The sequence below is a fragment of the Cupriavidus sp. U2 genome (assembly GCF_009663685.2).
In the GTDB taxonomy this organism is placed as follows: domain Bacteria; phylum Pseudomonadota; class Gammaproteobacteria; order Burkholderiales; family Burkholderiaceae; genus Cupriavidus; species Cupriavidus necator_C.
The window spans coordinates 56,222-79,174 of the sequence record NZ_RCOG02000001.1 but is presented as its reverse complement, the minus strand read 5'-3'; the positions used below and the strand labels follow the sequence as shown (position 1 = coordinate 79,174).

20 protein-coding genes and 1 tRNA gene are annotated in these 22,953 nt (G+C 67.5%); 14 read left to right on the top strand and 7 right to left on the bottom strand.

Annotation, left to right across the window (positions count from 1 at the left end):
- The first annotated feature begins 2 nt into the window (after positions 1 to 2).
- The gene (locus tag D9X30_RS00365; protein WP_153947356.1) at positions 3 to 779 is read left to right on the top strand and encodes an ABC transporter ATP-binding protein; all 777 of its coding nucleotides are present in this window, start codon (positions 3 to 5) and stop codon (positions 777 to 779) included.
- 15 nt (positions 780 to 794) lie between these two features.
- Positions 795 to 1,511: an ABC transporter ATP-binding protein gene (locus tag D9X30_RS00360; protein WP_153947357.1), complete on the top strand. Its 717-nt coding sequence runs from the start codon at positions 795 to 797 to the stop codon at positions 1,509 to 1,511.
- A 183-nt stretch (positions 1,512 to 1,694) separates the two neighbouring features.
- Here D9X30_RS00360 and D9X30_RS00355 read toward each other — a convergent pair whose 3' ends face one another.
- Positions 1,695 to 2,882: an acetylornithine transaminase gene (locus tag D9X30_RS00355; protein ID WP_153947358.1), complete on the bottom strand. Its 1,188-nt coding sequence runs from the start codon at positions 2,880 to 2,882 to the stop codon at positions 1,695 to 1,697.
- Between the two features lie 261 nt (positions 2,883 to 3,143).
- Positions 3,144 to 4,199: a CDP-6-deoxy-delta-3,4-glucoseen reductase gene (locus D9X30_RS00350; protein ID WP_153947359.1), complete on the bottom strand. Its 1,056-nt coding sequence runs from the start codon at positions 4,197 to 4,199 to the stop codon at positions 3,144 to 3,146.
- 10 nt (positions 4,200 to 4,209) lie between these two features.
- On the opposite strand from D9X30_RS00350, the gene D9X30_RS00345 reads away from it, so the two are divergent.
- The 11 genes from D9X30_RS00345 to hutG all read left to right on the top strand — a co-directional run bounded on the left by D9X30_RS00345 (position 4,210) and on the right by hutG (position 16,566).
- Positions 4,210 to 5,235: an NAD-dependent epimerase/dehydratase family protein gene (locus D9X30_RS00345; RefSeq protein ID WP_153947360.1), complete on the top strand. Its 1,026-nt coding sequence runs from the start codon at positions 4,210 to 4,212 to the stop codon at positions 5,233 to 5,235.
- Positions 5,236 to 5,570: 335 nt separating this feature from the next.
- A complete protein-coding gene (locus D9X30_RS00340) occupies positions 5,571 to 6,533 on the top strand; it encodes an ABC transporter substrate-binding protein (RefSeq protein WP_194946496.1) in 963 nt (320 codons plus the stop codon).
- Positions 6,534 to 6,546: 13 nt separating this feature from the next.
- Positions 6,547 to 7,419 carry an ABC transporter permease gene (locus D9X30_RS00335; RefSeq protein WP_153947361.1) on the top strand — a complete coding sequence of 291 codons (873 nt, stop codon included), beginning with the start codon at positions 6,547 to 6,549 and terminating at the stop codon, positions 7,417 to 7,419.
- Entirely contained in the window at positions 7,416 to 8,195 is a 780-nt protein-coding gene (locus D9X30_RS00330) for an ABC transporter ATP-binding protein (protein ID WP_153947362.1), read from the top strand. Before D9X30_RS00335 ends, D9X30_RS00330 begins: the two co-directional genes overlap by 4 nt.
- Before the next feature lie 29 nt (positions 8,196 to 8,224).
- Positions 8,225 to 8,986, top strand: a complete 762-nt coding sequence (gene hutC / locus D9X30_RS00325) for a histidine utilization transcriptional repressor HutC (RefSeq protein WP_153947363.1) — start codon at positions 8,225 to 8,227, stop codon at positions 8,984 to 8,986.
- A gap of 92 nt (positions 8,987 to 9,078) precedes the next feature.
- Complete coding sequence (hutH, locus tag D9X30_RS00320) at positions 9,079 to 10,641, top strand: histidine ammonia-lyase (protein ID WP_153947364.1); 1,563 nt, start codon at positions 9,079 to 9,081, stop codon at positions 10,639 to 10,641.
- A 132-nt stretch (positions 10,642 to 10,773) separates the two neighbouring features.
- Entirely contained in the window at positions 10,774 to 12,477 is a 1,704-nt protein-coding gene (gene hutU / locus D9X30_RS00315) for a urocanate hydratase (protein ID WP_153947365.1), read from the top strand.
- A complete protein-coding gene (locus tag D9X30_RS00310; protein WP_153947366.1) occupies positions 12,477 to 13,076 on the top strand; it encodes a HutD/Ves family protein in 600 nt (199 codons plus the stop codon). Before hutU ends, D9X30_RS00310 begins: the two co-directional genes overlap by 1 nt.
- A complete protein-coding gene (gene hutI, locus D9X30_RS00305; protein WP_153947367.1) occupies positions 13,073 to 14,299 on the top strand; it encodes an imidazolonepropionase in 1,227 nt (408 codons plus the stop codon). Before D9X30_RS00310 ends, hutI begins: the two co-directional genes overlap by 4 nt.
- The gene (locus D9X30_RS00300) at positions 14,296 to 15,702 is read left to right on the top strand and encodes a formimidoylglutamate deiminase (protein WP_153947368.1); all 1,407 of its coding nucleotides are present in this window, start codon (positions 14,296 to 14,298) and stop codon (positions 15,700 to 15,702) included. The genes hutI and D9X30_RS00300 overlap by 4 nt, the downstream gene beginning before the upstream one ends.
- A 42-nt stretch (positions 15,703 to 15,744) precedes the next feature.
- On the top strand, positions 15,745 to 16,566 hold the full coding sequence (gene hutG / locus D9X30_RS00295) for an N-formylglutamate deformylase (RefSeq protein ID WP_153947369.1): 822 nt from the start codon (positions 15,745 to 15,747) through the stop codon (positions 16,564 to 16,566).
- A gap of 117 nt (positions 16,567 to 16,683) precedes the next feature.
- Here hutG and aspT (D9X30_RS00290) read toward each other — a convergent pair whose 3' ends face one another.
- From aspT (D9X30_RS00290) to D9X30_RS00270, 5 genes are all read right to left on the bottom strand, one after another.
- Positions 16,684 to 18,369, bottom strand: a complete 1,686-nt coding sequence (gene aspT, locus D9X30_RS00290; RefSeq protein WP_153947370.1) for an aspartate-alanine antiporter — start codon at positions 18,367 to 18,369, stop codon at positions 16,684 to 16,686.
- 76 nt (positions 18,370 to 18,445) lie between these two features.
- On the bottom strand, positions 18,446 to 20,149 hold the full coding sequence (gene aspT / locus D9X30_RS00285) for an aspartate-alanine antiporter (RefSeq protein ID WP_153947371.1): 1,704 nt from the start codon (positions 20,147 to 20,149) through the stop codon (positions 18,446 to 18,448).
- 267 nt (positions 20,150 to 20,416) lie between these two features.
- Entirely contained in the window at positions 20,417 to 21,166 is a 750-nt protein-coding gene (loiP, locus tag D9X30_RS00280; RefSeq protein ID WP_153947372.1) for a metalloprotease LoiP, read from the bottom strand.
- Between the two features lie 156 nt (positions 21,167 to 21,322).
- Positions 21,323 to 21,407: transfer RNA gene (locus tag D9X30_RS00275), tRNA-Leu, on the bottom strand.
- 120 nt (positions 21,408 to 21,527) lie between these two features.
- Positions 21,528 to 21,902, bottom strand: coding sequence for an HNH endonuclease family protein (locus D9X30_RS00270; RefSeq protein ID WP_153947373.1), 375 nt, complete (start codon positions 21,900 to 21,902; stop codon positions 21,528 to 21,530).
- Between the two features lie 99 nt (positions 21,903 to 22,001).
- Here D9X30_RS00270 and D9X30_RS00265 point away from each other — a divergent pair, with 99 nt between their 5' ends.
- Positions 22,002 to 22,940 carry an alpha/beta hydrolase gene (locus D9X30_RS00265; protein ID WP_153947374.1) on the top strand — a complete coding sequence of 313 codons (939 nt, stop codon included), beginning with the start codon at positions 22,002 to 22,004 and terminating at the stop codon, positions 22,938 to 22,940.
- The last annotated feature ends 13 nt before the right edge of the window (positions 22,941 to 22,953 follow it).

Genomic DNA, 22,953 nt, shown 5'->3' with positions numbered 1-22,953 from the left:
ACATGAGCAATTCCGAATTCCTCCTGTCCGTACAGGGGGTCAACAAGCGTTTCGGCGGCCTGCAGGCGCTGTCCGATGTGGGCCTGCAGATCAAGCCCGGTGAGATTTACGGCCTGATCGGCCCGAACGGCGCGGGCAAGACCACGTTCTTCAACGTGATCACGGGCCTGTACACGCCCGATTCGGGCGAGTTCGTGCTGGGCGGCAAGCCGTACCAGCCGACCGCCGTGCACGAGGTGGCCAAGACCGGTATCGCGCGGACGTTCCAGAACATCCGCCTGTTCGGCGACATGACCGCGCTGGAAAACGTGATGGTGGGCCGCCATGTGCGGACCAAGGCCGGCCTGTTCGGCGCCGTGTTCCGTCCGCCTGCGGTGCGCCGCGAGGAAGAAGGCATCGAGGACATGGCGCACGACCTGCTGGACTACGTCGGCATTGGCAAATACGCCAATTTCACGTCGAAGAACCTGTCGTACGGCCACCAGCGCCGTCTGGAGATCGCCCGCGCGCTGGCCACCGAGCCCAAGCTGCTGGCCCTGGACGAGCCCGCGGCCGGCATGAACGCCACCGAGAAGGTGGAACTGCGCGGCCTGCTGGAAAAGATCAAGAACGATGGCAAGACCATCCTGCTGATCGAGCACGACGTGAAACTGGTGATGGGCCTGTGCAACCGCCTGACCGTGCTGGACTACGGCAAGGTCATCGCGCAGGGCCTGCCGCATGAAGTCCAGAGCAATCCTGCCGTGATCGAGGCCTACCTCGGCGCGTCGGCGCACTAAGGCGGGAGAGAAGCAATGCCACAAACGATTCTGAAGATTGCGGGCCTGAAGGTGGCCTATGGCGGCATCCAGGCCGTCAAGGGTGTCGATCTGGAGATCCAGGACGGCGAACTCGTGACGTTGATCGGTGCCAACGGCGCCGGCAAGACCACGACCATGAAGGCCATCACCGGCCTGCAGGGCTGGGCCGGCGGCGACGTGCAGTACATGGGCAAGTCCATCAAGGGCGTGCCCAGCTACACGCTGCTCAAGCAGGGCCTGGCGATGGTGCCGGAAGGCCGCGGCGTGTTCGCGCGCATGACGATCACCGAGAACCTGCAGATGGGTGCGTACACGCGCAACGACGAGGCCGGCATCAAGGCCGACATCGACCGCATGTTCGAGACGTTCCCGCGCCTGAAGGAACGCGCCAACCAGCTGGCCGGCACGATGTCCGGCGGCGAGCAGCAGATGCTGGCCATGGCGCGTGCGCTGATGAGCCAGCCCAAGCTGCTGCTGCTGGACGAACCGTCGATGGGTCTGTCGCCGATCATGGTCGAGAAGATCTTCGAGGTGGTGCGTACCGTGTCGGGACAGGGCGTGACCGTGCTGCTGGTCGAGCAGAACGCGCGCCTGGCGCTGCAGGCCGCCCACCGCGGCTACGTGATGGAGTCGGGCCTGATCACGATGAGCGGCGACGCCAAGCAGATGCTGGACGATCCGAAGGTGCGTGCCGCGTATCTGGGCGAGTGAGGTAGTCGCCCCTCTCCCGCGCGCGGGAGAGGGGCGGGGGAGAGGGCCCGCGGTTCAAATTGCAACAGACTGCAAGCAGAACCGCATTACCCTCTCCCCCAACCCCTCTCCCGCGCGCGGGAGAGGGGCGCAAACACCTGCTGCTTCCAACGAAAAAGCCTCGCTTTCGCGAGGCTTTTTTGCTTACGCCAGCTTCTTCAGCAACTCGCGCAGCATGCCGATCATCTGGTCGATCTCTTCGTGCGTTACGTTCAGGGCCGGCATGAAGCGCAGCAGGTTCGGCCGCGGGGCGTTCAGCAGCAGGCCGGTCGGGTTCATCTCGCGCGCTTCCTCCACGATCTGCGGGCCGATGTCCTTGCCCAGCACCAGCGCGCGCAGCAGGCCTTCGCCGCGTTCGCCGCCCAGGCCGAACTCGGCCGACAGCGCCAGCAGCTGCTCGCGCAGGTATTCGCCCTTGGCCTTCACGTCGTCCAGGAAGCCCGGCGCGGTCAGCTGCGAGATCACCGAGCTGCCCACGGCCGTCATCAGCGGGTTGCCGTTGTACGTGCCGCCCTGGTCGCCGGCCTCGAAGCTGGCCACGTCGGCCTTGCACAGCAGCGCCGACAGCGGTACGCCGCCGCCAATGCCCTTGCCCAGCGTCATGATGTCCGGCTCCACGCCCGACAGTTCGTACGCGAACAGCGTGCCGCAGCGGCCGCAGCCGGTCTGTACTTCATCGACGATCAGCAGCAGCTTGTGCTTGTCGGCCAGCGCGCGCAGGCCCTGCATGAACTCGCGGCTGGCGGGGATCACGCCGCCTTCGCCCTGCACCGGTTCCAGCATGATGCCGACGGTCTTGTCGTTGATCAGCTTTTCCACCGAAGCCAGATCGTTCAGGTTGGCCTTCGGGAAGCCCGGCACCTGCGGCGCGAAGATGGTGTCCCAGCCGGCCTTGCCCGATGCGCTCATGGTCGCCAGCGTGCGGCCGTGGAAGCTGTGGTCCATCGTGATGATCTCGAACGCGCCGTCCTTGTGCTTGCGGCCCCATTTGCGCGCCAGCTTGATCGCGCCTTCGTTGGCTTCGGCGCCGCTGTTGGCGAAGAACACCTTGTCGAAGCAGCTGTTGTCGGTCAGCTGCTGCGCGAGCTTGAGCATCGGCTCGTTGTAGAAGGCCGGGCTCGGGTTCAGCAGCTTGCGGGCCTGCGTCTCCAGCGCCTGGATCATGCCCTCGTTGGAATGCCCCAGCGCGTTGACTGCCCAGCCCTGCACGAAATCGAGATAGCGCTTGCCGTTATGGTCCGTCAGCCACGAACCCTTGCCTTCGGTGAAGACCAGTTCGGGGCGGTTGGTGATGTACATCAGCGATTGGACGGGAAACTCAGCAAATGCCATGGCGGACTCCTGGGATCGGCACGAAAAGAGGGACGGAGAAAAGCAAAAAGCCACGGGGGCTGCCCGTGGCTTGTTGACCTGAACAAACGCTGTCTGCGGTCAGCCGCGCGGCACCCCGGAGGGGAGCAACGTACGTGCGCGGCGTCGGATCATGGCGGTGTTCATGGCGGCCAATATAAGACGCATGCGCCCGGGTGTCAAAGCGAAATTTGGCAGACCCGGGTGGCATTGTTGTGTCGACGCCAACGGCGGCGGGGCCGGTCAGGCGCTGCCGGCCGCGTGCAGATCGGCCTCGGACGTGAACGAATCGGCGAAGAACGCGTCCTCGTGCAGGCGGCACTGGGCCGTGAAATCGGTGCGCGCGGCGTTGACCATGACCGGCGCGCCGCAGGCGTAGACCTCGTGGCCCGACAGGTCCGGATGGTCGGCCATCACGGCCTGGTGGACAAAGCCGGTACGGCCCGTCCAGTTGTCGCCGGCCTGCGCGTCGGACACCACCGGCACGTACTTGAAGTTCGGCAGGTCGCGCGCCCACTGCTCGCACAGCGCGTGCATGTACAGGTCGGCCGGACGGCGGCCGCCCCAGTACAGCGTCATCGGGCGCGTGATGCCGGTGTAGGCGGCATGCTCGACGATGGCCTTGATCGGCGCGAAGCCGGTGCCCGATGCCAGCAGGATGATCGGCTTGTCCGAATCCTCCCGCAGGAAGAAGCTGCCCAGCGGGCCCTCGAAGCGCAGGATGTCGCGTTCCTTCATGGCCGGCATGCCTTCCTTCGCGCCGAACACGTAGTCGGTGAACGCGCCGCCGGGCATGTGGCGGATATGCAGTTCGATCGGGCCTTCCTCGTGCGGCGGCGTGGCGATCGAATAGCTGCGGCGCTTGCCGTCGCGCAGCAGGAATTCCACGTACTGGCCGGCCAGGAACTGCATGCGCTCGGTGGCGGGCAGTTGCAGCCGGACCGAGATCACGTCGTCGGCCAGGCGCTCCATGGTGGCCACGCGGCACGGGATCTTCTTGATGGGGATGTCGCCGGCGCCATGCACCTCGCGGCATTCGATCGTGATGTCCGACGTGGCGTTGGCGCAGCAGAACAGCGCGCGGCCCTCGGTCTTTTCCTGGGCGGTCAGCGCCGATGCGGCATGGTCGCCCTGGTGGATCGTACCCTCGACCACGCGGCCCTTGCACGACCCGCAGGCGCCGTTCTTGCAGCCGTAGGGCAGGCCGATGCTATGGCGCAGCGCGGCGCCCAGGATGGTTTCGTCGGCGGCCACTTCGAACTTGTGGCCACTCGGCATGACGGTAACTTGATAAGCCATAATCGGGTCTATGAACCAAATTCTGTCGCCGCAAGCGGCGTTGTCTTCCCCACGGGGCGTCCGGCGTCGGCGGCTGGGCCGTCCGCGCCTGCTGATCGTTGGCTGCGGCGATGTGGGCACCCGCATCCTGCGCGTGCTGGCCACGCGCATGCGCGTGTTCGCCGTGACTTCGCAACCATCGCGCCAGGCGGCACTGCGCGAAGCCGGCGCGATACCGCTGGTGGCCAACCTGGATCAGCCGGCCACGCTGGCACGGCTGTCGCGGCTGGCCAGCCGGGTCATCGACCTGGCGCCGCCGCCCGGTCAGGGCGATGGCGATCCACGCACGCAAGCGTTGCTGGGTGCGCTACGGCGCACCAGCTGGCGTCGCACGCGCGCCCTGCGGCCCGGTGTCAGCGAGGCCGCCATTCTACCCGAGCGGGGCTGGCACCGCGCGTTTGAGGCGTCGGCGCGCCACCGTGCCCCGGGGGCCTTCATCTACGCCAGCACCACCGGCGTCTACGGCGACCGCGGCGGCGCGCGCGTGCAGGAATTTCATGCGGTGCGTCCGCAGACTGCACGGGCCCGGCGGCGCGTGGCGGCGGAAGCGGCGGTGCGCGCCTTTGGCCGCGACGCCGGCTGGCGGACCGGCATTGTGCGCATTCCAGGCATCTATGCCGAAGACCGGCTGCCCGTGGCGCGCCTGAACAAGGGCACGCCTGCGCTGGCGCCGCAGGATGACGTCTACACGAGCCATATCCATGCCGACGACCTGGCGCGGGCGATGATCGCCGCGTTGTGGCGCGGCCGCCCGCAGCGCGTGGTGCACGCCAGCGACGACACCGAACTGCGCATGGCCGACTATTTCGACCTCGTGGCAGACCGCAAGGGCCTGCCGCGCCCGCCGCGCATCACCCGCCAGCAGGCGCGGGACACCATCGACCCCACGCTCCTGAGCTTCATGAGCGAATCGCGCCGGCTCGACAACCGCCGGCTCAAGCGCGAACTGCGCCTGCGGCTGCGTTATCCCACGGTCAGCGCGTTTTTTGATCGCTGACGCGGCCAAGGTGCCAATTTCCGGCTCCCCTCTCCCGCCTTGCGGAGAGGGGAGCAACCATCACGTAGCGGACACCTCTTCCATGCCAGGCACGCCCATTGCGTCACCCTCCGCCTGCGTCACCTGTATAGACAAGTTGGTGCATCGCGCGGCACTCCATGCCAATCTCATGCGCCGCTGCGGTGCATTGCAGCATGATCGGGCACCGCAATTGCGCGCCATCACTGGGGTTCAGCAAGACGTACTTGACGGATGACTCAGGTAAACCCCGGGTTTGACTTGTATATACAGGATTGATAGATTGCCTTCACCCCACGACTGATGGAGCCGACAGCATGAAGCTGCCCCTGCCGTTCCGTTTTGCCGCCGTTGCGTCCACCCTTGCCGCCGCAGTCCTGGCCGCGCCCGCCCACGCCCAGAACACGCCGGTCACGATCGGCATGAGCGGCTGGACCGGTTTCGCGCCGCTGACGCTGGCCGACAAGGCGGGCATCTTCAAGAAGCACGGCGTGGATGTGGATATCAAGATGATTCCGCAGAAGGACCGCCACCTGGCGCTGGCCTCCGGGGCCATCCAGTGCGCGGCCACCACCGTGGAAACCCACGTGGCCTGGAACGCCAACGGCGTGCCCATCACCCAGATCGTCCAGCTCGACAAGTCGTACGGCGCCGACGGCCTGGCTGTGCGCAGCGACGTGAAGACGTTTGCGGACCTCAAGGGCAAGACCATCGGCGTCGATGCGCCGGGCACCGCGCCGTACTTCGGGCTGGCGTGGATGCTGAAGAAGAACGGCATGTCGCTCAAGGACGTGAAGCTGACCACGCTGTCGCCACAGGCGGCCGCGCAGGCGTTCGTGGCGGGCCAGAACGACGGCGCCATGACCTACGAGCCGTATCTGTCCACCGTGCGCGCCAATCCGGAGCGCGGAAAGATCCTGGCCACCACGCTCGACTACCCGATGGTGACCGACACGCTGGGCTGTGTGCCGAAATGGCTCAAGGACAATCCCAAGGCCGCCCAGGCGCTGGTCGACAGCTACTTCGAGGCGCTGGAGATGATCCGCAAGGAGCCCGAGAAGTCCAACGACATCATGGGCGCGGCCGTCAAGCAGACCGGCGAGCAGTTCGCCAAGTCGTCGGCCTACCTGCGCTGGCAGGACAAGGCGGCCAACCAGAAATTCTTCTCGGGCGAGCTGGCCAGCTTCAGCAAGGAAGCGGCCGATGTGCTCAAGGACATCGGCGTGATCCGCCAGGTGCCCGACGTGACGGCGCTCTATGACGCCCGATACCTCAAGTAAGCCGGAGTCCGTGATGTCGTCGTCCGTGCAAGCTCCCGCCACGGCGCGCCCGCCCGCGCCCATCGCCGCCCAGCCGGCGGACCGTGCGCCGCGTGCGCGCCATCCGTGGCTGTCGCCGCTGGTGCCGGTGTCGTCGCAGGCCCGCTGGATTCTTGGCCTGTCGTTCTTTGTCGCATTCTTCGGCGTCTGGGCCGTGGTGACGCTGGGCGGCTTCGTCCCGCGCACGTTCCTGGCCGATCCGGTGACGATGGCGCACGAGGGCTGGCTGCTGTTCACGCAGTACGGCTTCATCGGCGATATCGGCATGACCGTCTGGCGCGTGGTCGGCGGCTTCGTGCTGGCCGCCGTGCTGGCCGTGCCGCTGGGCATTTTTATGGGGTCCTACAAGGCGGCCGAGGCGTTTTTCGAGCCATTCGTGTCGTTTTGCCGCTACCTGCCGGCGTCGGCGTTCATCCCGCTGCTGATCCTGTGGGCCGGCATTGGCGAGACGCAGAAGCTGCTGGTGATCTTCATCGGCTCGTTTTTCCAGATCGTGCTGATGGTGGCGGTCACGGTGGGCGGCGCGCGCAAGGACCTGGTGGAGGCCGCCTACACGCTGGGCGCCACGCCGCGCGGCATCGTGCGCCGCGTGCTGATTCCGGGCGCGGCGCCCGAGATTGCCGAGACGCTGCGGCTGGTACTGGGCTGGGCGTGGACGTACGTGATCGTGGCCGAGCTGATCGGCTCGTCCTCGGGCATCGGGCACATGATTACCGACAGCCAGGCGCTGCTGAATACCGGGCAGATCATCTTCGGCATCATCGTCATCGGCTGCATCGGGCTGGTGTCCGACCTGGTCTTCAAGCTGGCCAACCAGCGCCTGTTTCCGTGGAGTTCGATCAAATGAGCGCGCTGTCGATCCAGCAGGTATCCCGTACCTTCGCGAATCCGCGCGGCGGCAGCACGCAGGCGTTGCTGCCGGTCGATTTCGAGGTGCGCGACAACGATTTCGTGACGATCCTGGGCCCGTCGGGCTGCGGCAAATCCACGCTGCTGCGCATCGTGGCCGGGCTCGAGACCCCCAGCGGCGGCCGCGTGCTGCTCGATGGCCAGCCGGTGGCCGGACCGGGCGCCGACCGCGGCATGGTGTTCCAGTCGTACACGCTGTTCCCGTGGCTGACGATCGAGCAGAACGTGCGCTTCGGGCTGCGCGAACGCGGCATGAGCCTGGCCGAGCAGAAGGAACGTAGCGATTTCTTTATCGCCCGCGTGGGGCTGCGCGGCTTCGAGCAGCACTACCCCAAGCAGCTGTCGGGCGGCATGCAGCAGCGCACGGCGATTGCGCGGGCGCTGGCCAACGATCCGAAGATCCTGCTGCTGGACGAGCCGTTCGGCGCGCTGGACAACCAGACGCGCGTGCTGATGCAGGAGCTGCTGCTGGGGATCTGGGAGTCGCACCGCAAGACGGTATTATTCGTCACGCACGATATCGACGAGGCCATTTTCATGGCCAACCGCGTGGCGGTGTTTTCCGCGCGGCCCGGTCGGATCAAGAGCGAGATCGCGGTGGACTTTGCCCATCCGCGCCATTACACGATCAAGACATCGCCCGAGTTTTCCGTGCTCAAGGCGCGGCTCACCGAAGAGATTCGTGCCGAAGCCATGGCATCGGCCGAACACTGAACCGGCAATCCGGCATTCCGCAACAGGTCATGAATCCGTCCGCCAACCCGGCACCTTCCCCGTCCAACGCTCCGGCCGCGCTGTACCAGCAGGTCAAGGAGTACATCGCGCGCCAGATCCAGAGCGGCGCGTGGCAGCCCGGCGATCGCGTGCCGTCCGAGCAGGAACTGGTGAACCGCTTCTCGGTGTCGCGCATGACGGTCAACCGGGCCTTGCGCGAACTGTCGGAGCAGGGCAGGGTGGTGCGCGTGGCCGGCGTGGGCACGTTCGTGGCCGAACACAAGCCGCAGTCCACGCTGCTGTCGGTGGTCAACCTGCAGGACGAGATCCGCATGCGCGGCCACGACTACGCCTGCGACGTGATCCTGGTGGAGCGCGTGTCGGCGTCGATCGAGGTGGCAGCCGCGCTGGAACTGCGCACCGGCGAATCGGTGTACCACTCGATCTGCATCCATCGCGAAGACGGCTTGCCGGTGCAGCTGGAAGACCGCTACGTGAATCCGCGCGTGGCGCCCGATTTCATCACGCAGGATTTTGCCGATACGCAGCCGGGCGAGTACCTGCTGCGCAACGTGCCGTATGACCAGGTGGAGCACGTGGTCGATGCCATCGCCGCCACGGCCGAGCAGGCCGCGCATCTGGAGATGCCGCCCACGCAGCCCTGCCTGCTGCTGACCCGCCGCACCTGGACACATGGCGTGCCGGTCACATTTGTTCGCTGCCTGCACCCGGGCAACCGGTATCGGCTGGGCAGCCGGTTTCGCGCCGACGGCAATCCCGCCTTCGGCTAGAACAGATTCCCGAGGCCAGCCAAAAGCGGGCCATCGGGTTTATTTTTCGACTAACCTGTATAGACAGGCTCATACAACAAAGACGTACGCAGATGACCAACGATTCCCGCTCCCTCCTGACCCTGAACCCTGGCCACGTCTCGCTGGACGACCTGCGCCGCATCTACCGTGGCGAAGTGCGGCTGGCGATGGCCGAATCGGCCTGGGCCGGCGTGCGTGCCGCGCAGGCCACGGTGCAGGACATCATCGACGCCGACGCCGTGGTCTATGGCATCAACACCGGCTTTGGCAAGCTGGCGCAATCGCGCATCGCCCACGACAAGCTGGCCGAACTGCAACGCAACCTGGTGCTGTCGCACAGCGTGGGCACCGGTGCCGACCTGCCGGCCGATACCGTGCGGCTGATCCTGGCGATCAAGGCCGTCAGCCTGGCGCGTGGCCATTCGGGCGTGCGTCCGGAACTGATCGATGCCCTGCTGGCGCTGGCCAACCACGGCGTGTCGCCGTGCATCCCGGCCAAGGGATCGGTCGGTGCCTCGGGCGACCTGGCGCCGCTGGCGCATATGTCCTGCACGCTGATTGGCGTGGGCGATGTGATGATCGACGGCCGCCGCGTGCCGGCCGCGCAAGGCCTGGCCCATGCCGGGCTGGACGTCTTCACGCTGGGCCCCAAGGAAGGGCTGGCGCTGCTGAACGGCACGCAGGTGTCCACGGCGCTGGCGCTGGCCGGGCTGTTTGCCGCCGAGGATGCCTTCGCGGCGGGGCTGGTGGCAGGCGCGCTGTCGCTGGAAGCCATCAAGGGATCGGTCAAGCCGTTCGATGCCCGCATCCACGCGGCACGCGGGCAGGCGGGCCAGATTGCCGTGGCCGGCGCCGTGCGCGCGATGCTCGATGGCAGCGAGATCGTCGATTCGCACAAGACCTGCGGGCGGGTGCAGGACCCGTATTCGATCCGCTGCCAGCCGCAGGTGATGGGCGCGTGCCTGGACAACCTGGCCCACGCCGCGGGCGTCCTGCGCATCGAGGCCAACGCCGCGTCCGACAACCCGCTGGTGTTTTCCGAACAGGGCGACGTGGTGTCCGGCGGCAACTTCCACGCCGAGCCGGTGGCCTTTGCCGCCGACATCATCGCGCTGGCCATCGCCGAGATTGGCGCCATCTCCGAGCGCCGCCTGGCGCTGCTGCTCGATACGGGGCTGTCCGGCCTGCCGCCGTTCCTGGTGCGCGATGGCGGCCTGAATTCGGGCTTCATGATCGCGCAGGTCACGGCGGCGGCGCTGGCGTCCGAGAACAAGTCGCTGGCGCATCCGTCCAGTGTGGACAGCCTGCCTACGTCGGCCAACCAGGAAGACCATGTGTCGATGGCCACCTACGGCGCGCGCCGCCTGGGCGACATGGCCGCCAACACCGCCGTGATCGTCGGCATCGAGGCCATGGCCGCTGCGCAGGGCATCGAATTCCATCGGCCGCTGAAGTCGTCGCCGCTGGTGGAGCAGGAACTGGCCCGCATCCGCAGCCGCGTGGCCTTTGTGGAATCCGACCGTTATCTGGCGCCCGATATCGAGGCGATGAAGCAGTGGGTGGTGCAGGGCGACGCCGGCGCGGGCTGGCCCGAGGCCGTGAGGGAGATCTTGCCGACGAACGTAGCCGCCTGAGACGCTGGCCATCTCCCCCCCTCCCGCAACGGGAGACAAAATCGGTGGTTGAAACGCCGTCGGTTTGCAGGGTTGGGGGAGCGGGCAAGCGCATCCAGATCCGACCAGTCAACAAACATACCGGGACACACCATGAACGCCAACGAACACCAATTCACCGACACCCCGCGCGGCCAGCGCGAAATCCGCGCCCCGCGAGGCAGCCAGCTGCACTGCAAGAACTGGCTCATCGAAGCGGCCTATCGGATGATCCAGAACAACCTGGACCCCGATGTGGCCGAACGCCCCCAGGACCTGGTGGTCTATGGCGGCATCGGCAAGGCCGCGCGTAACTGGGAGTGCTTCGACGCCATCCTGGACAGCCTGCGCCGCCTGGGCGAGGACGAATCGCTGCTGGTGCAGTCGGGCAAGCCGGTGGGCGTGTTCCGCACCCATGCCGACGCCCCGCGCGTGCTGATCGCCAACTCCAACCTGGTGCCGCACTGGGCCACCTGGGACAAGTTCAACGAACTCGACCGGGCCGGCCTGATGATGTACGGACAGATGACGGCGGGGTCGTGGATCTACATCGGCACGCAGGGCATCGTGCAGGGCACGTTCGAAACGTTCGTGGAAGCGGGCAACCAGCACTACAACGGCGACCTGACCGGCAAGTGGATACTGACTGCCGGCCTGGGCGGCATGGGCGGCGCGCAGCCGCTGGCCGGCGTGCTGGCCGGCGCTTGTGTGCTGGCCATCGAATGCCAGGAATCGCGCATCGACTTCCGCATCCGCACGCGCTACCTGGACAAGAAGGCCACCACGCTGGACGAGGCGCTGGCCATGATCGCGGACGCGACCCGGCAGGGCCAGGCGATCTCGGTGGGCCTGCTCGGCAATGCCGCGGAGATCGTGCCCGAACTGGCGCGCCGTGCGCAGGCGGGCGGCATGCGGCCCGATATCGTGACCGACCAGACCTCGGCGCACGACGTCATCAACGGCTACCTGCCCGAAGGCTGGACCGTGGACCAGTGGGAAGACCTGCGCGTGCGCGACCCCAAGGCCGTGGAAGCCGCCGCACGCCAGTCGATCGTCAAGCATGTGCAGGCCATGCTGGCGTTCCAGCAGATGGGGGTGCCGACGGTGGACTACGGCAACAACATCCGGCAGGTGGCGTTCGAGGAAGGCGTGAAGAACGCGTTCGATTTCCCGGGCTTCGTGCCGGCGTATATCCGCCCGCTGTTCTGCCGCGGCAAGGGCCCGTTCCGCTGGGTGGCGCTGTCGGGCGACCCGGAGGATATCTACAAGACCGACGCCAAGATGAAGGAACTGTTCCCGGACGACAAGCCGCTGCACCGCTGGCTGGACATGGCGCGCGACCGCATCGCGTTCCAGGGCCTGCCGGCGCGCATCTGCTGGGTGGGCCTGGACGAACGGCACCGCGCCGGCCTGGCCTTCAACGAGATGGTGAAGAATGGCGAGCTCAAGGCGCCGGTGGTGATCGGGCGCGATCACCTCGACTGCGGCTCGGTGGCATCGCCGAATCGTGAAACCGAGGCGATGCGCGATGGCTCCGATGCGGTGTCCGACTGGCCGCTGCTCAACGCGCTGCTGAACACGGCCGGCGGTGCCACGTGGGTCAGCCTGCATCACGGCGGCGGCGTGGGCATGGGGTTTTCGCAGCATTCGGGCGTGGTCATCGTCTGCGACGGCACCGACGCGGCGGGCAGGCGGATCGAGCGGGTGCTCTGGAACGACCCGGCCACGGGCGTAATGCGCCACGCCGACGCAGGCTACGACATCGCCATCGACTGCGCCCGTGAAAAGGGCCTGAACCTGCCGATGGTGAAGCGCTGATGTCCGTCACGCGGTTCGCGCTCGACGCCATCGCCCCCACGCCGTGGAAGAACGGCGGCGGCACCACGCGCGAGATTGCCGTGTGGCCGCCGGGCGCCGGCATGGACACGTTCGACTGGCGCATCAGCGTGGCCGATATCGCCGCGGACGGGCCGTTCTCGGCCTTTCCGGGCATCGACCGGCAGATCGTGCTGATCGACGGCGCCGGCGTGCATCTGCAGGCCCACGACGATTCGTTCTGCCACAAGCTCGTGCGCGTGGGCGAGCCATACGCGTTTTCTGGCGATACGGCGATCCATGCCGCGCTGGTCGATGGCCCGACACGCGATCTCAACGTGATGACGCGCCGGGGCCGCTGCCGCGCCGAAGTCCGCCTGATGCGCCAGCCGTTCACGGCGGTGCCCACCTTCGCCACCGTGCTGGTCCTGGCGCTGCGCGGCGACTGGGACGCCAGCGACAGCCGCGGCGGCGACGGCCAGCACCTGTCGGCGGGCGAGGGCATACTGATGCCGGCCGGTTCGCCGGCCGTCACATGCGCCCATACCGAACTTTCCGCGCTGTGCCTGCGCGTGATACTGCATAGGGAGCCGGACCGATGAACTTCCACGACGCGCCTTCTGCCGATGGCGTCTGGCATCACTGCCACCTGCTGCCCGACGCGGACCCCGAACGGGCCGTCCGCGACGGCGCGCTGGTGATCGAACAGGGCCGCATCGCCTGGCTCGGGGCGCTGGCCGATCTGCCGGACAGCTATCGCCATCTCGACCGGCACGATGCCGGCGGCGCGTGGATCACCCCCGGCCTGATCGACTGCCATACGCACCTGGTGTACGGCGGCCAGCGTGCCGACGAATTCGCGATGCGGCTGGCGGGCGCCAGCTACGAGGACATCGCGCGCGCCGGGGGCGGCATCGTGTCCACGGTGCGGGCCACGCGCGAGGCCGACGAGGCCACGCTGTTCGCGCAGGCGGCCGTGCGGCTGGAGGCGCTGCTGGCCGAGGGCGTGACCACCATCGAGATCAAGTCCGGCTATGGCTTGTCGCTCGACGCCGAGCGCAAGCAATTGCGCGTGGCGCGCCGGCTGGGCGAGGCCTATGGCGTGACGGTCTACACGACGTTCCTGGGCGCGCATGCGCTGCCGCCCGAATACGCGGGCCGCGCCGACGACTATATCGACCTGGTCTGCCATACGATGCTGCCGGCGCTGGCCGAGGAAAAACTGGTCGATGCGGTCGATGCCTTCTGCGAGGGCATCGGATTTTCGCCAGACCAGACCGCACACGTATTCGCGGCCGCCGCACGCCACGGCCTGCCCGTGAAGCTGCATGCCGAGCAACTGAGCAACCTCGGTGGTGCGGCACTGGCGGCGCGGCACAAGGCGCTGTCGGCGGATCACCTCGAACACCTGGACGAGGCCGGCGTGATGGCGATGGCCGAGTCCGGCACGGTGGCCGTGCTGCTGCCCGGCGCCTACTATTTCCTGCGGGATACCCATCTGCCGCCGCTGGCCCTGTTGCGCCAGCATGGCGTGCCGATTGCCATTTCCACCGATCACAACCCGGGCACAGCGCCCACCACATCGTTGCTGCTGATGATGAACATGGCCTGCACGCTGTTCCGCATGACGGTGCCCGAGGCGCTGGCCGGCGTGACCACGCACGCGGCGCGCGCGCTGGGCGCGGCGGACCGCCACGGGCGGCTGGCCCCGGGCCGCGCCGCCGACTTCGCGCTGTGGCGCGTGGCGTCGCCGGCCGAACTGGCCTACTGGTTTGGCCGCAACCCGTGTGCCGGGGTGGTGCGGCAGGGCAAGGTGTTCCGATGAGCGCCGGCCAGCTGTTTGCGCGCCATGCGCTGCTGCCCGACGGCTGGGCACGCGATGTGCTGCTGGAGTGGGGTGCCCACGGCGCTTTCACGGCCATCACGCCTGGCGCCGCGCCGGCGCCATCGGTGCCCGAGGCGGCCGGCCCGGTGCTGCCGGGCATGCCGAATCTCCATTCGCACGCGTTCCAGCGCGGCTTTGCCGGGCTGACCGAATACCGCAGCGTGTCGCCCGACGCCGATCCTGCCGGCGGCGATTCGTTCTGGAGCTGGCGCACGCTGATGTACCGCTTTGCGCTGCGCCTGTCGCCGGACGCGCTGGAGGCCATTGCCACGCAGCTCTATATCGAGATGCTGCGCGCCGGCTATACCAGCGTGTGCGAATTCCATTACGTCCATCACGACCCCGACGGCAAGCCGTATGCCGACCGCGCCGAGATGTCGCTGCGGCTGCTGCGCGCGGCGCAGGCCGCCGGCATCGGCATGACGCTGCTGCCCGTGCTGTACCAGACGGCCGGGTTTGCCGGCAAGCCCGCGCAGCCCGACCAGCGCCGCTTCCTGAACGATACCGATGCCATGCAGGCGTTGCTGGAAAAGCTGGCGCCGCATTGCACCGCCTACGGCGCACGGCTGGGCCTGGCTCCCCATTCGCTGCGCGCGGTGCCGCCGCACAGCCTGACGCAGGCCGTTGCCGCGCTGCACGCGATGGATGCGACCGCGCCGGTGCATATCCACATCGCCGAACAGCAGAAGGAAGTGGACGACTGCCTGGCCACCCACGGCGTGCGGCCCGTGCAATGGCTGCTGGACCACGCGCCGGTGGACGCACGCTGGTGCCTGGTGCATGCCACCCACATGGACTGGGACGAGCGGCGGCGGCTGGCCCATAGCGGCGCCGTGGCCGGTATCTGCCCGACCACCGAAGCCAATCTGGGCGATGGCGTGTTCGAGGCCGCGCCGTACCTGGCGCAGCACGGGTGGTGGGGCGTCGGGTCGGACAGCCACGCCAGCGTCAGCGTGGCCGAGGAACTGCGCACGTTCGAATACGGCCAGCGGCTGGGCCTGCAGCGGCGCAATGTGCTGGCGTCGGACCGGCATCCGCAGGTGGCCGACCGGCTCTGGCTCGAAGCCGTGGCGGGCGGCGCGCGGGCGGCGGCGCGCCCGGTGGCGGGCCTGGCGGCCGGACAGCGGGCCGATTTCCTGGTGCTGGACGGCCAGCATCCCGCGCTGGCAGGGCTCGACGGGGCCCATGCGCTGGCCACGTACGTGTTCGCCAGCCACGGACATGAGACACTAGCGGAAGTCCGCACGGGCGGCACGCGCCGCTTGCAGCACGGCGTGCATCCGCTTCAAGGGGATGCGGGCCGGTTGTTCGCCGAGGCGCGCGCCCGCCTGCTGGCGGACTGAAGGGTTCCGAACCCGCCCCATACCAAGCAGCCCCGAGACAAGATGTCCTCCTCCTTCACCACCGATATTCCCGCTTTCACGCTGCATCGCGGCACCCGCCCGTTGCTGGTGTCGATGCCGCACGTGGGCACCTATGTGCCCGCCGGCCTGGCCGAGCGTCTGACGCCCGAGGCGCGCACCGTGCCCGATACCGACTGGCACATGGACCGCCTGTACGACTTTGCCCGCGAACTGGGCGCGTCGATCCTGATGGCCACGCACTCGCGCTACGTGATCGACCTGAACCGTCCGCCCGACAACGCCAACCTGTACCCGGGCCAGGACACCACGGGCCTGTGCCCGGTCGATACGTTCGACAAGACGCCGGTGTACGCCGACGGCGCCAGCGGCCCCGACGACGCGGAAATCGCGCTGCGCCGGGGCGCGGTCTGGCACCCGTATCACAACGCGCTGCAGGAGGAACTGGCGCGCCTGCGCGCCGAGCATGGCACGATCGCCCTGTGGGACGCCCACTCGATCCGCTCGGTGCTGCCGCGCTTTTTCGAAGGCAAGCTCACCGACTTCAACCTGGGATCGGCCGACGGCAAGAGCTGCGACACCGGCCTGGCAGCCGATGTGGTCAAGATCGCGCAGGCGGTGCCCAACCATACGGCCGTGCTCAACGGCCGTTTCAAGGGCGGCTACATCACGCGCCAGTACGGCAACCCGGCGGACGGCGTGCATGCCATCCAGCTGGAACTGACGCAGTCGTCGTACATGGAAGAGGTGTACCCGTTCGCGTACGACCCGGCGAAGGCCGTCAACGTGCAGCCGGCCATCCGCCAGATGCTGGAAACCGTGCTGGCGTTCGTGGAAGCGCGCTGACACATCGGCGTTTCGGCAAAAGAACGGCCCGTGGTGGCACTTCGGTGTCACAGACGGGCCGATTTGCTGCGGTGACGCTCCCCTTGCAGTTCGTAGTGGTCCCTTCGGCGGCAGACGTCAGACAAGGCCGACGACGAGCGGGCCGAGCAGCGTCAGCAACACGTTGGCCAGGGCATAGGTGATGGCGAACGGCACGGTCGGCACGGGGCTTTCGGCCTTGTCCAGGATGCCGCCGAAGGCCGGGTTGGCGCTGCGCGAGCCGGCCAGCGCGCCGGCCAGCAGCGCGGCGTTGTCGTACTTGAGCACGTAGCGGCCAAACAGCATCGTCAGGAACAGCGGCAGCAGCGTGACCACGGCGCCGAGCAGGAAAATCGTCAAACCGCTATGGCGCAGGGTGTCTACCGCCTGTAGTCCCGAGTTGATGCCCACGATGGCCACGAACGCGGCCAGCCCGAAGTCCTTCAGCAACTGGCAGGCTGCCGTCGGCATCGCGCCATACATCGGATGCTTGGACCGAGCCCAGCCGAACACCAGGCCCGACAGCAACGCGCCGCCGCCCGCGCCCAGCGTCAGCGGAATCGATCCGATGCGCACCACCAGCAGCCCGATCAGCAGGCCCACCAGCACGCCGGCGCCAAAGTAGACGAAGTCGGTCTTCTCGCTCGGTACCAGCTCATAGCCGGCGCGCTCGGCGGCACGCCGGGTGTCCGCGGGGGTGCCGTAGAACGTGATGATGTCGCCATGCTGGAGCTTCAGGTCGGGCAGGATCGGCAGCGCATGGTCGTATCGCTCGATCCGTTCCAGGTAGACGCCATGGCGCATCTCGCGGCTGATATTGGCCACGATCTCGCCCAGCGGCTTGTTGTTCAGGCCGGAGCGCGTGAACACCGCGCGGCGCGTCTGCATGACCATGCCCATGCCTTCGGCGTCGGCCACTTCGTCGCCGATCACCAGCGCGGTGGGTACCATGGCATCGCGCCGGCCCACCAGCAGCACCAGGTCGCCGGCTTCGAGCACGGTGTCCTGCGTGACGTCGATCGGCTTGCCGCCGCGCTGGAGCTTTTCCACGGTGACCAGGTCTTCGCCGCCGATCTCGATGTCCTTGATGGTCTTGCCCGCGGCAGCCGTCACGCGGAACAACCGGCCCACCAGGCGGGGCAGCGCACCGGCCTGGCCCGGGCCGAACTGCGGCAGGCCGCCGTGCATGGCCGCCTCCACCTTCTTCGCGTCGGACTTCAGGTCCGCGCGCATGAAGCGCGGCAGGATATTCACGCAGACGATGATGGCGCCGAGCGATCCGAACACGTACGTCACCGCGTAGCCGATGGCCACGTTGGCCTGCAGCGTCTTCACCTGGTCCGGCGGCAGGCCGAGCTTGGTGATGGCGTCGCCGGCCGTGCCGATGATGGCCGACTGCGTCATGCCGCCGGCGGCCAGGCCTGCCGCGATCCCCTTGTCGAGCTGGAAGATCTTGGCCAGGACCACCACGGTCACCAGCCCGGCCACGGCCATGAAGACGGCCATCGCGATCTCGCGCAGCGAATTGCGGTTCAGCGAGTTGAAGAACTGCGGGCCGCTTTCGTAGCCCACCGCGTAGATGAAGACCGCGAACATCACGGCCTTCACGCCGTTGTCGATCTCGACGCCGACCTGGCTGATGATCACCGCCGCAAGCAGCGACCCCGCGACGCCGCCCAGCTGGAACTTGCCGAAGGTGAGCTTGCCGATGGCATACCCGATGGCCAGCGACAGGAACAGCGCCGACTCGGGCGATTTCTGGAAGATGGCGTGCAACCAATCCATATGGAACTCCTGTAAGGCGTGACACAGTTGACAGCGGCCGCGCGCGGGCATTGCCCAGCGGCGAGCCGGACAAAAGCTACTGCGGTGCCGAGGCCAGCGCGCTGGCCATCGCCACGGCGATCGGCCCCAGCAATGGCAGCAGGACGTTGGAGATGGCGTAGGTAATCGTGTAGCCGATGACCGGCGTGCCGTTGCCGGCGGCGTTGGTGAGCGCCATGATCGTGGGGGTGCTGCAATGCTGGCCGGCCACCGCGCCAAGCAGGATCGGCATGTCGAGCTTCAGCCAGCGATGACCGATATACAGTGAGATGGCTGCCGGGATGATCGATATCAGCACGCCCGCGACGGGCAGGATCAGGCCGAACTTCTGCACCAGCCGCAGCGCGTCGGGGCCGGCCGAGAGGCCCACGGCGGCGATGAACGTGGCCAGCCCGAAGTCCTTGAGGATTTCGGCCGCGGGCGCCGGCAGCGAGCCCATCACCGGCAGCCGTGCGCGCAGCCAGCCGAAGGCCAGGCCCGACACCAGGCATCCGCCGCCCACGCCGAGCGTCAGGTCTGCCTGGCCCACCTTGACGCTCCACGAGCCGATCAGCATGCCAAGCAGCACGCCGATGCCCAGGAAAACGAAGTCGGTGCGGATCGTCGGGATGACCGGATAGCCCAGTTCGGGCACCACGCGCCGCACGGCCTCGTCGGGGCCGGACAGCGTGACGACATCGGCGCGCTCGAGCACGGTCTCGGGCAGGATCGGCACCGCATGCTGCATGCGTGTGATGCGCGACACATAGACGCCGCGGCCCATGCCCACATCCACGCTCTGGCGCAGCCGCGCCAGCGACACGCCGATGACCTCGCGGCGCGTCAGCAGCACCGACAGCTCGGCCTGCACCACGGCGTCCATGCCGGGCTCCTCGGGCATCTCGGGGCCGAGGGCGGCGGCAAACGGCACCATCGCGTCACGCCGGCCCACGGCCAGCACGATGTCCCCGGCGCGTAGCACTTCTTTGGGTGTGGGACGAAAGGTATTGCCGTCGCGGCGAATGCGCCGGATCGTGACACCGAGCGCCACTTCGTGCTCGGCTTCCACGACGGTCTTGCCGGCCATATGGTCCACCCGCAGTACGCGCGCCACGATCATCGGCAGCGCCGTCATCTGGTTGTCGGCCATGTCGTTCTGCCCGCCCAGCTTCTGCCAGAGCTGGTGGGCCGATTCGCGCAGATTCTGACGCAGCAGGATTGGCGCCAGCTGGCTGGTGAACAGCACGATCGCGATCAGCCCGAACAGGTAGGTCACGCTGTAGGCCGTGACGATATTGGTCTGCAGCACGCGGATGGCATCGGCCGGCAGGCCGAGCCGCGCGATGGCCTCGGACGCCGTGCCGATCACCGCCGATTCCGTGGCCGCGCCGGCCAGCAGCCCCGATGCCGTGCCGGGGTCCAGATGCAGCAAGGGCACCGCCACGGCCAGCAAGGCGAGCAGTACGAACACTTCGACCAGCGACAGCACGCCGATCCGCCATTCGCGCGCGACGTTGGCGAAAAACTGAGGTCCGCCCGTGAACCCGAGCGCAAAGATGAACACGGCGAAGGCCACGTTCTTGACGTCGTTGTCCAGCCGCACACCGCTCTGGCCAATGATCAGCGATGCAATCAGCGTGCCGCAGATGCCGTCAAGCTGAAACGGTCCGAAGCGGATCGCGCCCAACGCATGGCCGACGGCCAGTGCCAGGAACAGCGCAATCTCCGGTTGTCCGGCAAGCAGGGCGGAAACGGACTCCATGACGCGGCGCAAGCCTCCCTATGGCTCATGGCAAGCCAGCGGAGGGCCCGCAGGCGTGAGGCATTATCCGCACGGCGCGCGTTGGCGCGTACTGAAAGCTTTTGAATGCGTATTAAACGCAATCAAGCAAACGGCTATGTCTGAAAGTGGGGAGAAAGGGAGGGGAGGCGAGCCTGGCGCAGGGGGAGCCCGCAGGGCGTGAGCGGCTGCCGCACATTGCGCGCGGCAGCCCGGGTAACGTGTTCGCCACGATACCGCCGTGCGGCGTTACTTGCCGCTGTTGATCCGGTCCTGGATATGCTTTGCCCGCGCGTCGGAGCCGGGGTGCGAACTGAGCAGGCCAGACTGCCCGCCATCGAGCTTGGCCAGCTTCTGGAAAGCGGAGACCAGCGCCTGCCGGTTGGCGCCATTCTTTGTCAGCAGGTTGTACGAGTAGTCGTCCGCCTCGCTTTCCTGGCGCTGCGAGAATTGCGCGTTGACAAAGGTCTCGCCAAGTTCGCCGATCTGCGATGTCGATAGCGCCGTCAGCGTGGCGTAGCCGGTGGACCCCAGCGCGCCGCGCGCGGCCGCCGTGGCATAAGCCACCTGCATGGCCTTCTTGGTGTGCCCCAGCGCCACGTGGCCGATTTCGTGGCCCAGCACGCCGCGCACCTCATCGTCGGTCATCAGGTCCATCAGGCCGCTGTAGACGCGCACGCAGCCGTTGGCCATCGCCCAGGCGTTGACGTCCTTGGTCAGGTAGACCTTGGCATCGAGCGGCAGCCCGGTGTTCTGCAGGCCGCTCATGATGTTCACCAGCCGTTTTGCGTACGTGCTGTCCGCCGCGGCGACCGTGTTCTTCTTGTCCATGTCAGCGCAGGACTGGTCAGACAGTTGCTTGACGTTGGCGTCGGTGAGCGCGGCGGCGCTGAACAGGCTGCCACCCGCCTGGCTCAGGCTGTTCATGTCGGCGCCGGCACAGCCAGCGAGCAGCGTTGCGCAGCCGATGGCGGCCGCCGTAGCAATATATCGATGCATCTTCGGTTCCCTGATGGTCGGTCGTTGTTATGGAGGCGCAGGCAAGAAGCATAAGCAAGCGATTGCGTGGCCGCCAGTGGAGGACGTCTGACAGGGGGGAGGGCGGGGGAAAGCCGCTGGCGGAAGGTGCCAGGAATGACGAATCTGCAGAAAATCTGGTGCCCGGGGTCGGACTCGAACCGACACGCCTTGCGGCGGGGGATTTTGAGTCCCCTGCGTCTACCTGTTTCACCACCCGGGCATGGGCGTGGGCGATGGGCAGAAATCCACATCGCGCGCTGATGAACCGCCGATTATGCCGCAATTCCACAGTACGGACAACCAGCGGCCGCCCTGTCGGATGGGGCGGCCGGGCGGCCGTCTAGCGTCCGCGCCGGGCGTTGGTGGTACGGCTGCGGTCATAGAAGCCGGGTGGCTTGCGGGCGATCCAGCGGATGAAATCGGCCATCGTCGGGTGGGTGCGCAGTGCGTCCCAGTCGTGGTAGGTCGTGGCCAGTTCGATTTCGGTAAAGACCGAATGGATCTTCTGATGGCAGACGCGATGCATGGCGATGACCGCGCGCCCGCCGCGGCTGCGGGGTACGGGGTGGTGCAGGTCGGTGCTGGCGTCGTCGAGCAGCGGCCGTCCGCACAGCGGACAGCGCGCCGGGTCCTGACCGGCCGCCTGATCGAGCGTGACATCGGGTGGCCCCAGCTGTGGAGCCTTGCCGGCGCGCAGCCGGCGCTTGACGACCATACGCAATTTCGCTGAAAAGTGGGTGCCCTGGCAGTTGCGGTAGGATAGCGCGCAACCGTCCCATGCCGTGTCGCCGCGACTTCACCGGAGCCGAGAGCCATGTCTGCCCAGCCGACCCTCGATGCCACGCCTGCCGCCAGCCTCGCCTCGCTGGCGGCCTTGCCCTCGCAAGACCCCGCCTTCTATGCCCAGGCCTACAACAACCGCGCCAATGTGCCGGACAATGCCGTCCACATGGCGCGCTGGGCGGCGGATTCGGCATTCGTGCGGGCCGGCATGGTGACGTATTTCGAGAACCTGGCCTATGGCGATGCGAATTCGCCACTTGCCGATACGGAAACGCTCGATTACTTCCCGGCGTCGCTGCGCGATGACGATGCGCCGCCGCTGCTGGTGTTCCTGCACGGCGGTTACTACCGGGCGCTGGACAAGCGCGACCACAGCTTTGTGGCCAGCGTGCCCACGCGGCGCGGGGTGTCGGTGGCCGTGGTCAACTACGCGCTGTGTCCGGCGGTCACGGTGGAAACCATCGTGTGGCAGGTCATGCAATCGGTGGCGTGGCTGTATCGCGAGGCCGACCGGCTTGGCCACGACCGCCACCGCATTTTCCTGGCCGGCCATTCGGTCGGCGGGCACCTGGTGACGATGCTGATGGCCGCGCTCTGGCCGCAGTTCGCGGACGACCTGCCGATCGACCTGATCAAGGGCGGGCTGTCGATCAGCGGGCTTTACGATCTGGAGCCGCTGCGCCGCGCCGATTTCCTGCAGGCCGACCTGCAGCTCAGCGAAGCCGATGTGGCGCGCCTGTCGCCGGCGTTCATGGTGCCGGCGACCGACGCGCCGCTGATCACCGCCGTGGGCGAGCTGGAATCCAGCGAGTATCAGCGCCAGCACGCGCTGATCCGTGCGGCATGGCCGAATAACGCGCGTGACGATATCGCGCTGCCGGGCCGTCATCATTTCAATGTGATGGATGACCTGATGCGGGACGACAGCCAGTTGTCGCGTGCGCTGCTGGGGATGATCGCGGGCGTCTGACCGGCGTCCGCCA

Bases quoted from the DNA above. Each gene is read 5' to 3' on its own strand.
- D9X30_RS00365 (WP_153947356.1), top strand. From the start codon at position 3: ATGAGCAATTCCGAATTCCTCCTGTCCGTACAGGGGGTCAACAAGCGT.
- D9X30_RS00360 (WP_153947357.1), top strand. From the start codon at position 795: ATGCCACAAACGATTCTGAAGATTGCGGGCCTGAAGGTGGCCTATGGC.
- D9X30_RS00355 (WP_153947358.1), bottom strand. From the start codon at position 2,882: ATGGCATTTGCTGAGTTTCCCGTCCAATCGCTGATGTACATCACCAAC.
- D9X30_RS00350 (WP_153947359.1), bottom strand. From the start codon at position 4,199: ATGGCTTATCAAGTTACCGTCATGCCGAGTGGCCACAAGTTCGAAGTG.
- D9X30_RS00345 (WP_153947360.1), top strand. From the start codon at position 4,210: ATGAACCAAATTCTGTCGCCGCAAGCGGCGTTGTCTTCCCCACGGGGC.
- D9X30_RS00340 (WP_194946496.1), top strand. From the start codon at position 5,571: ATGAAGCTGCCCCTGCCGTTCCGTTTTGCCGCCGTTGCGTCCACCCTT.
- D9X30_RS00335 (WP_153947361.1), top strand. From the start codon at position 6,547: ATGTCGTCGTCCGTGCAAGCTCCCGCCACGGCGCGCCCGCCCGCGCCC.
- D9X30_RS00330 (WP_153947362.1), top strand. From the start codon at position 7,416: ATGAGCGCGCTGTCGATCCAGCAGGTATCCCGTACCTTCGCGAATCCG.
- hutC (WP_153947363.1), top strand. From the start codon at position 8,225: ATGAATCCGTCCGCCAACCCGGCACCTTCCCCGTCCAACGCTCCGGCC.
- hutH (WP_153947364.1), top strand. From the start codon at position 9,079: ATGACCAACGATTCCCGCTCCCTCCTGACCCTGAACCCTGGCCACGTC.
- hutU (WP_153947365.1), top strand. From the start codon at position 10,774: ATGAACGCCAACGAACACCAATTCACCGACACCCCGCGCGGCCAGCGC.
- D9X30_RS00310 (WP_153947366.1), top strand. From the start codon at position 12,477: ATGTCCGTCACGCGGTTCGCGCTCGACGCCATCGCCCCCACGCCGTGG.
- hutI (WP_153947367.1), top strand. From the start codon at position 13,073: ATGAACTTCCACGACGCGCCTTCTGCCGATGGCGTCTGGCATCACTGC.
- D9X30_RS00300 (WP_153947368.1), top strand. From the start codon at position 14,296: ATGAGCGCCGGCCAGCTGTTTGCGCGCCATGCGCTGCTGCCCGACGGC.
- hutG (WP_153947369.1), top strand. From the start codon at position 15,745: ATGTCCTCCTCCTTCACCACCGATATTCCCGCTTTCACGCTGCATCGC.
- aspT (WP_153947370.1), bottom strand. From the start codon at position 18,369: ATGGATTGGTTGCACGCCATCTTCCAGAAATCGCCCGAGTCGGCGCTG.
- aspT (WP_153947371.1), bottom strand. From the start codon at position 20,149: ATGGAGTCCGTTTCCGCCCTGCTTGCCGGACAACCGGAGATTGCGCTG.
- loiP (WP_153947372.1), bottom strand. From the start codon at position 21,166: ATGCATCGATATATTGCTACGGCGGCCGCCATCGGCTGCGCAACGCTG.
- D9X30_RS00270 (WP_153947373.1), bottom strand. From the start codon at position 21,902: ATGGTCGTCAAGCGCCGGCTGCGCGCCGGCAAGGCTCCACAGCTGGGG.
- D9X30_RS00265 (WP_153947374.1), top strand. From the start codon at position 22,002: ATGTCTGCCCAGCCGACCCTCGATGCCACGCCTGCCGCCAGCCTCGCC.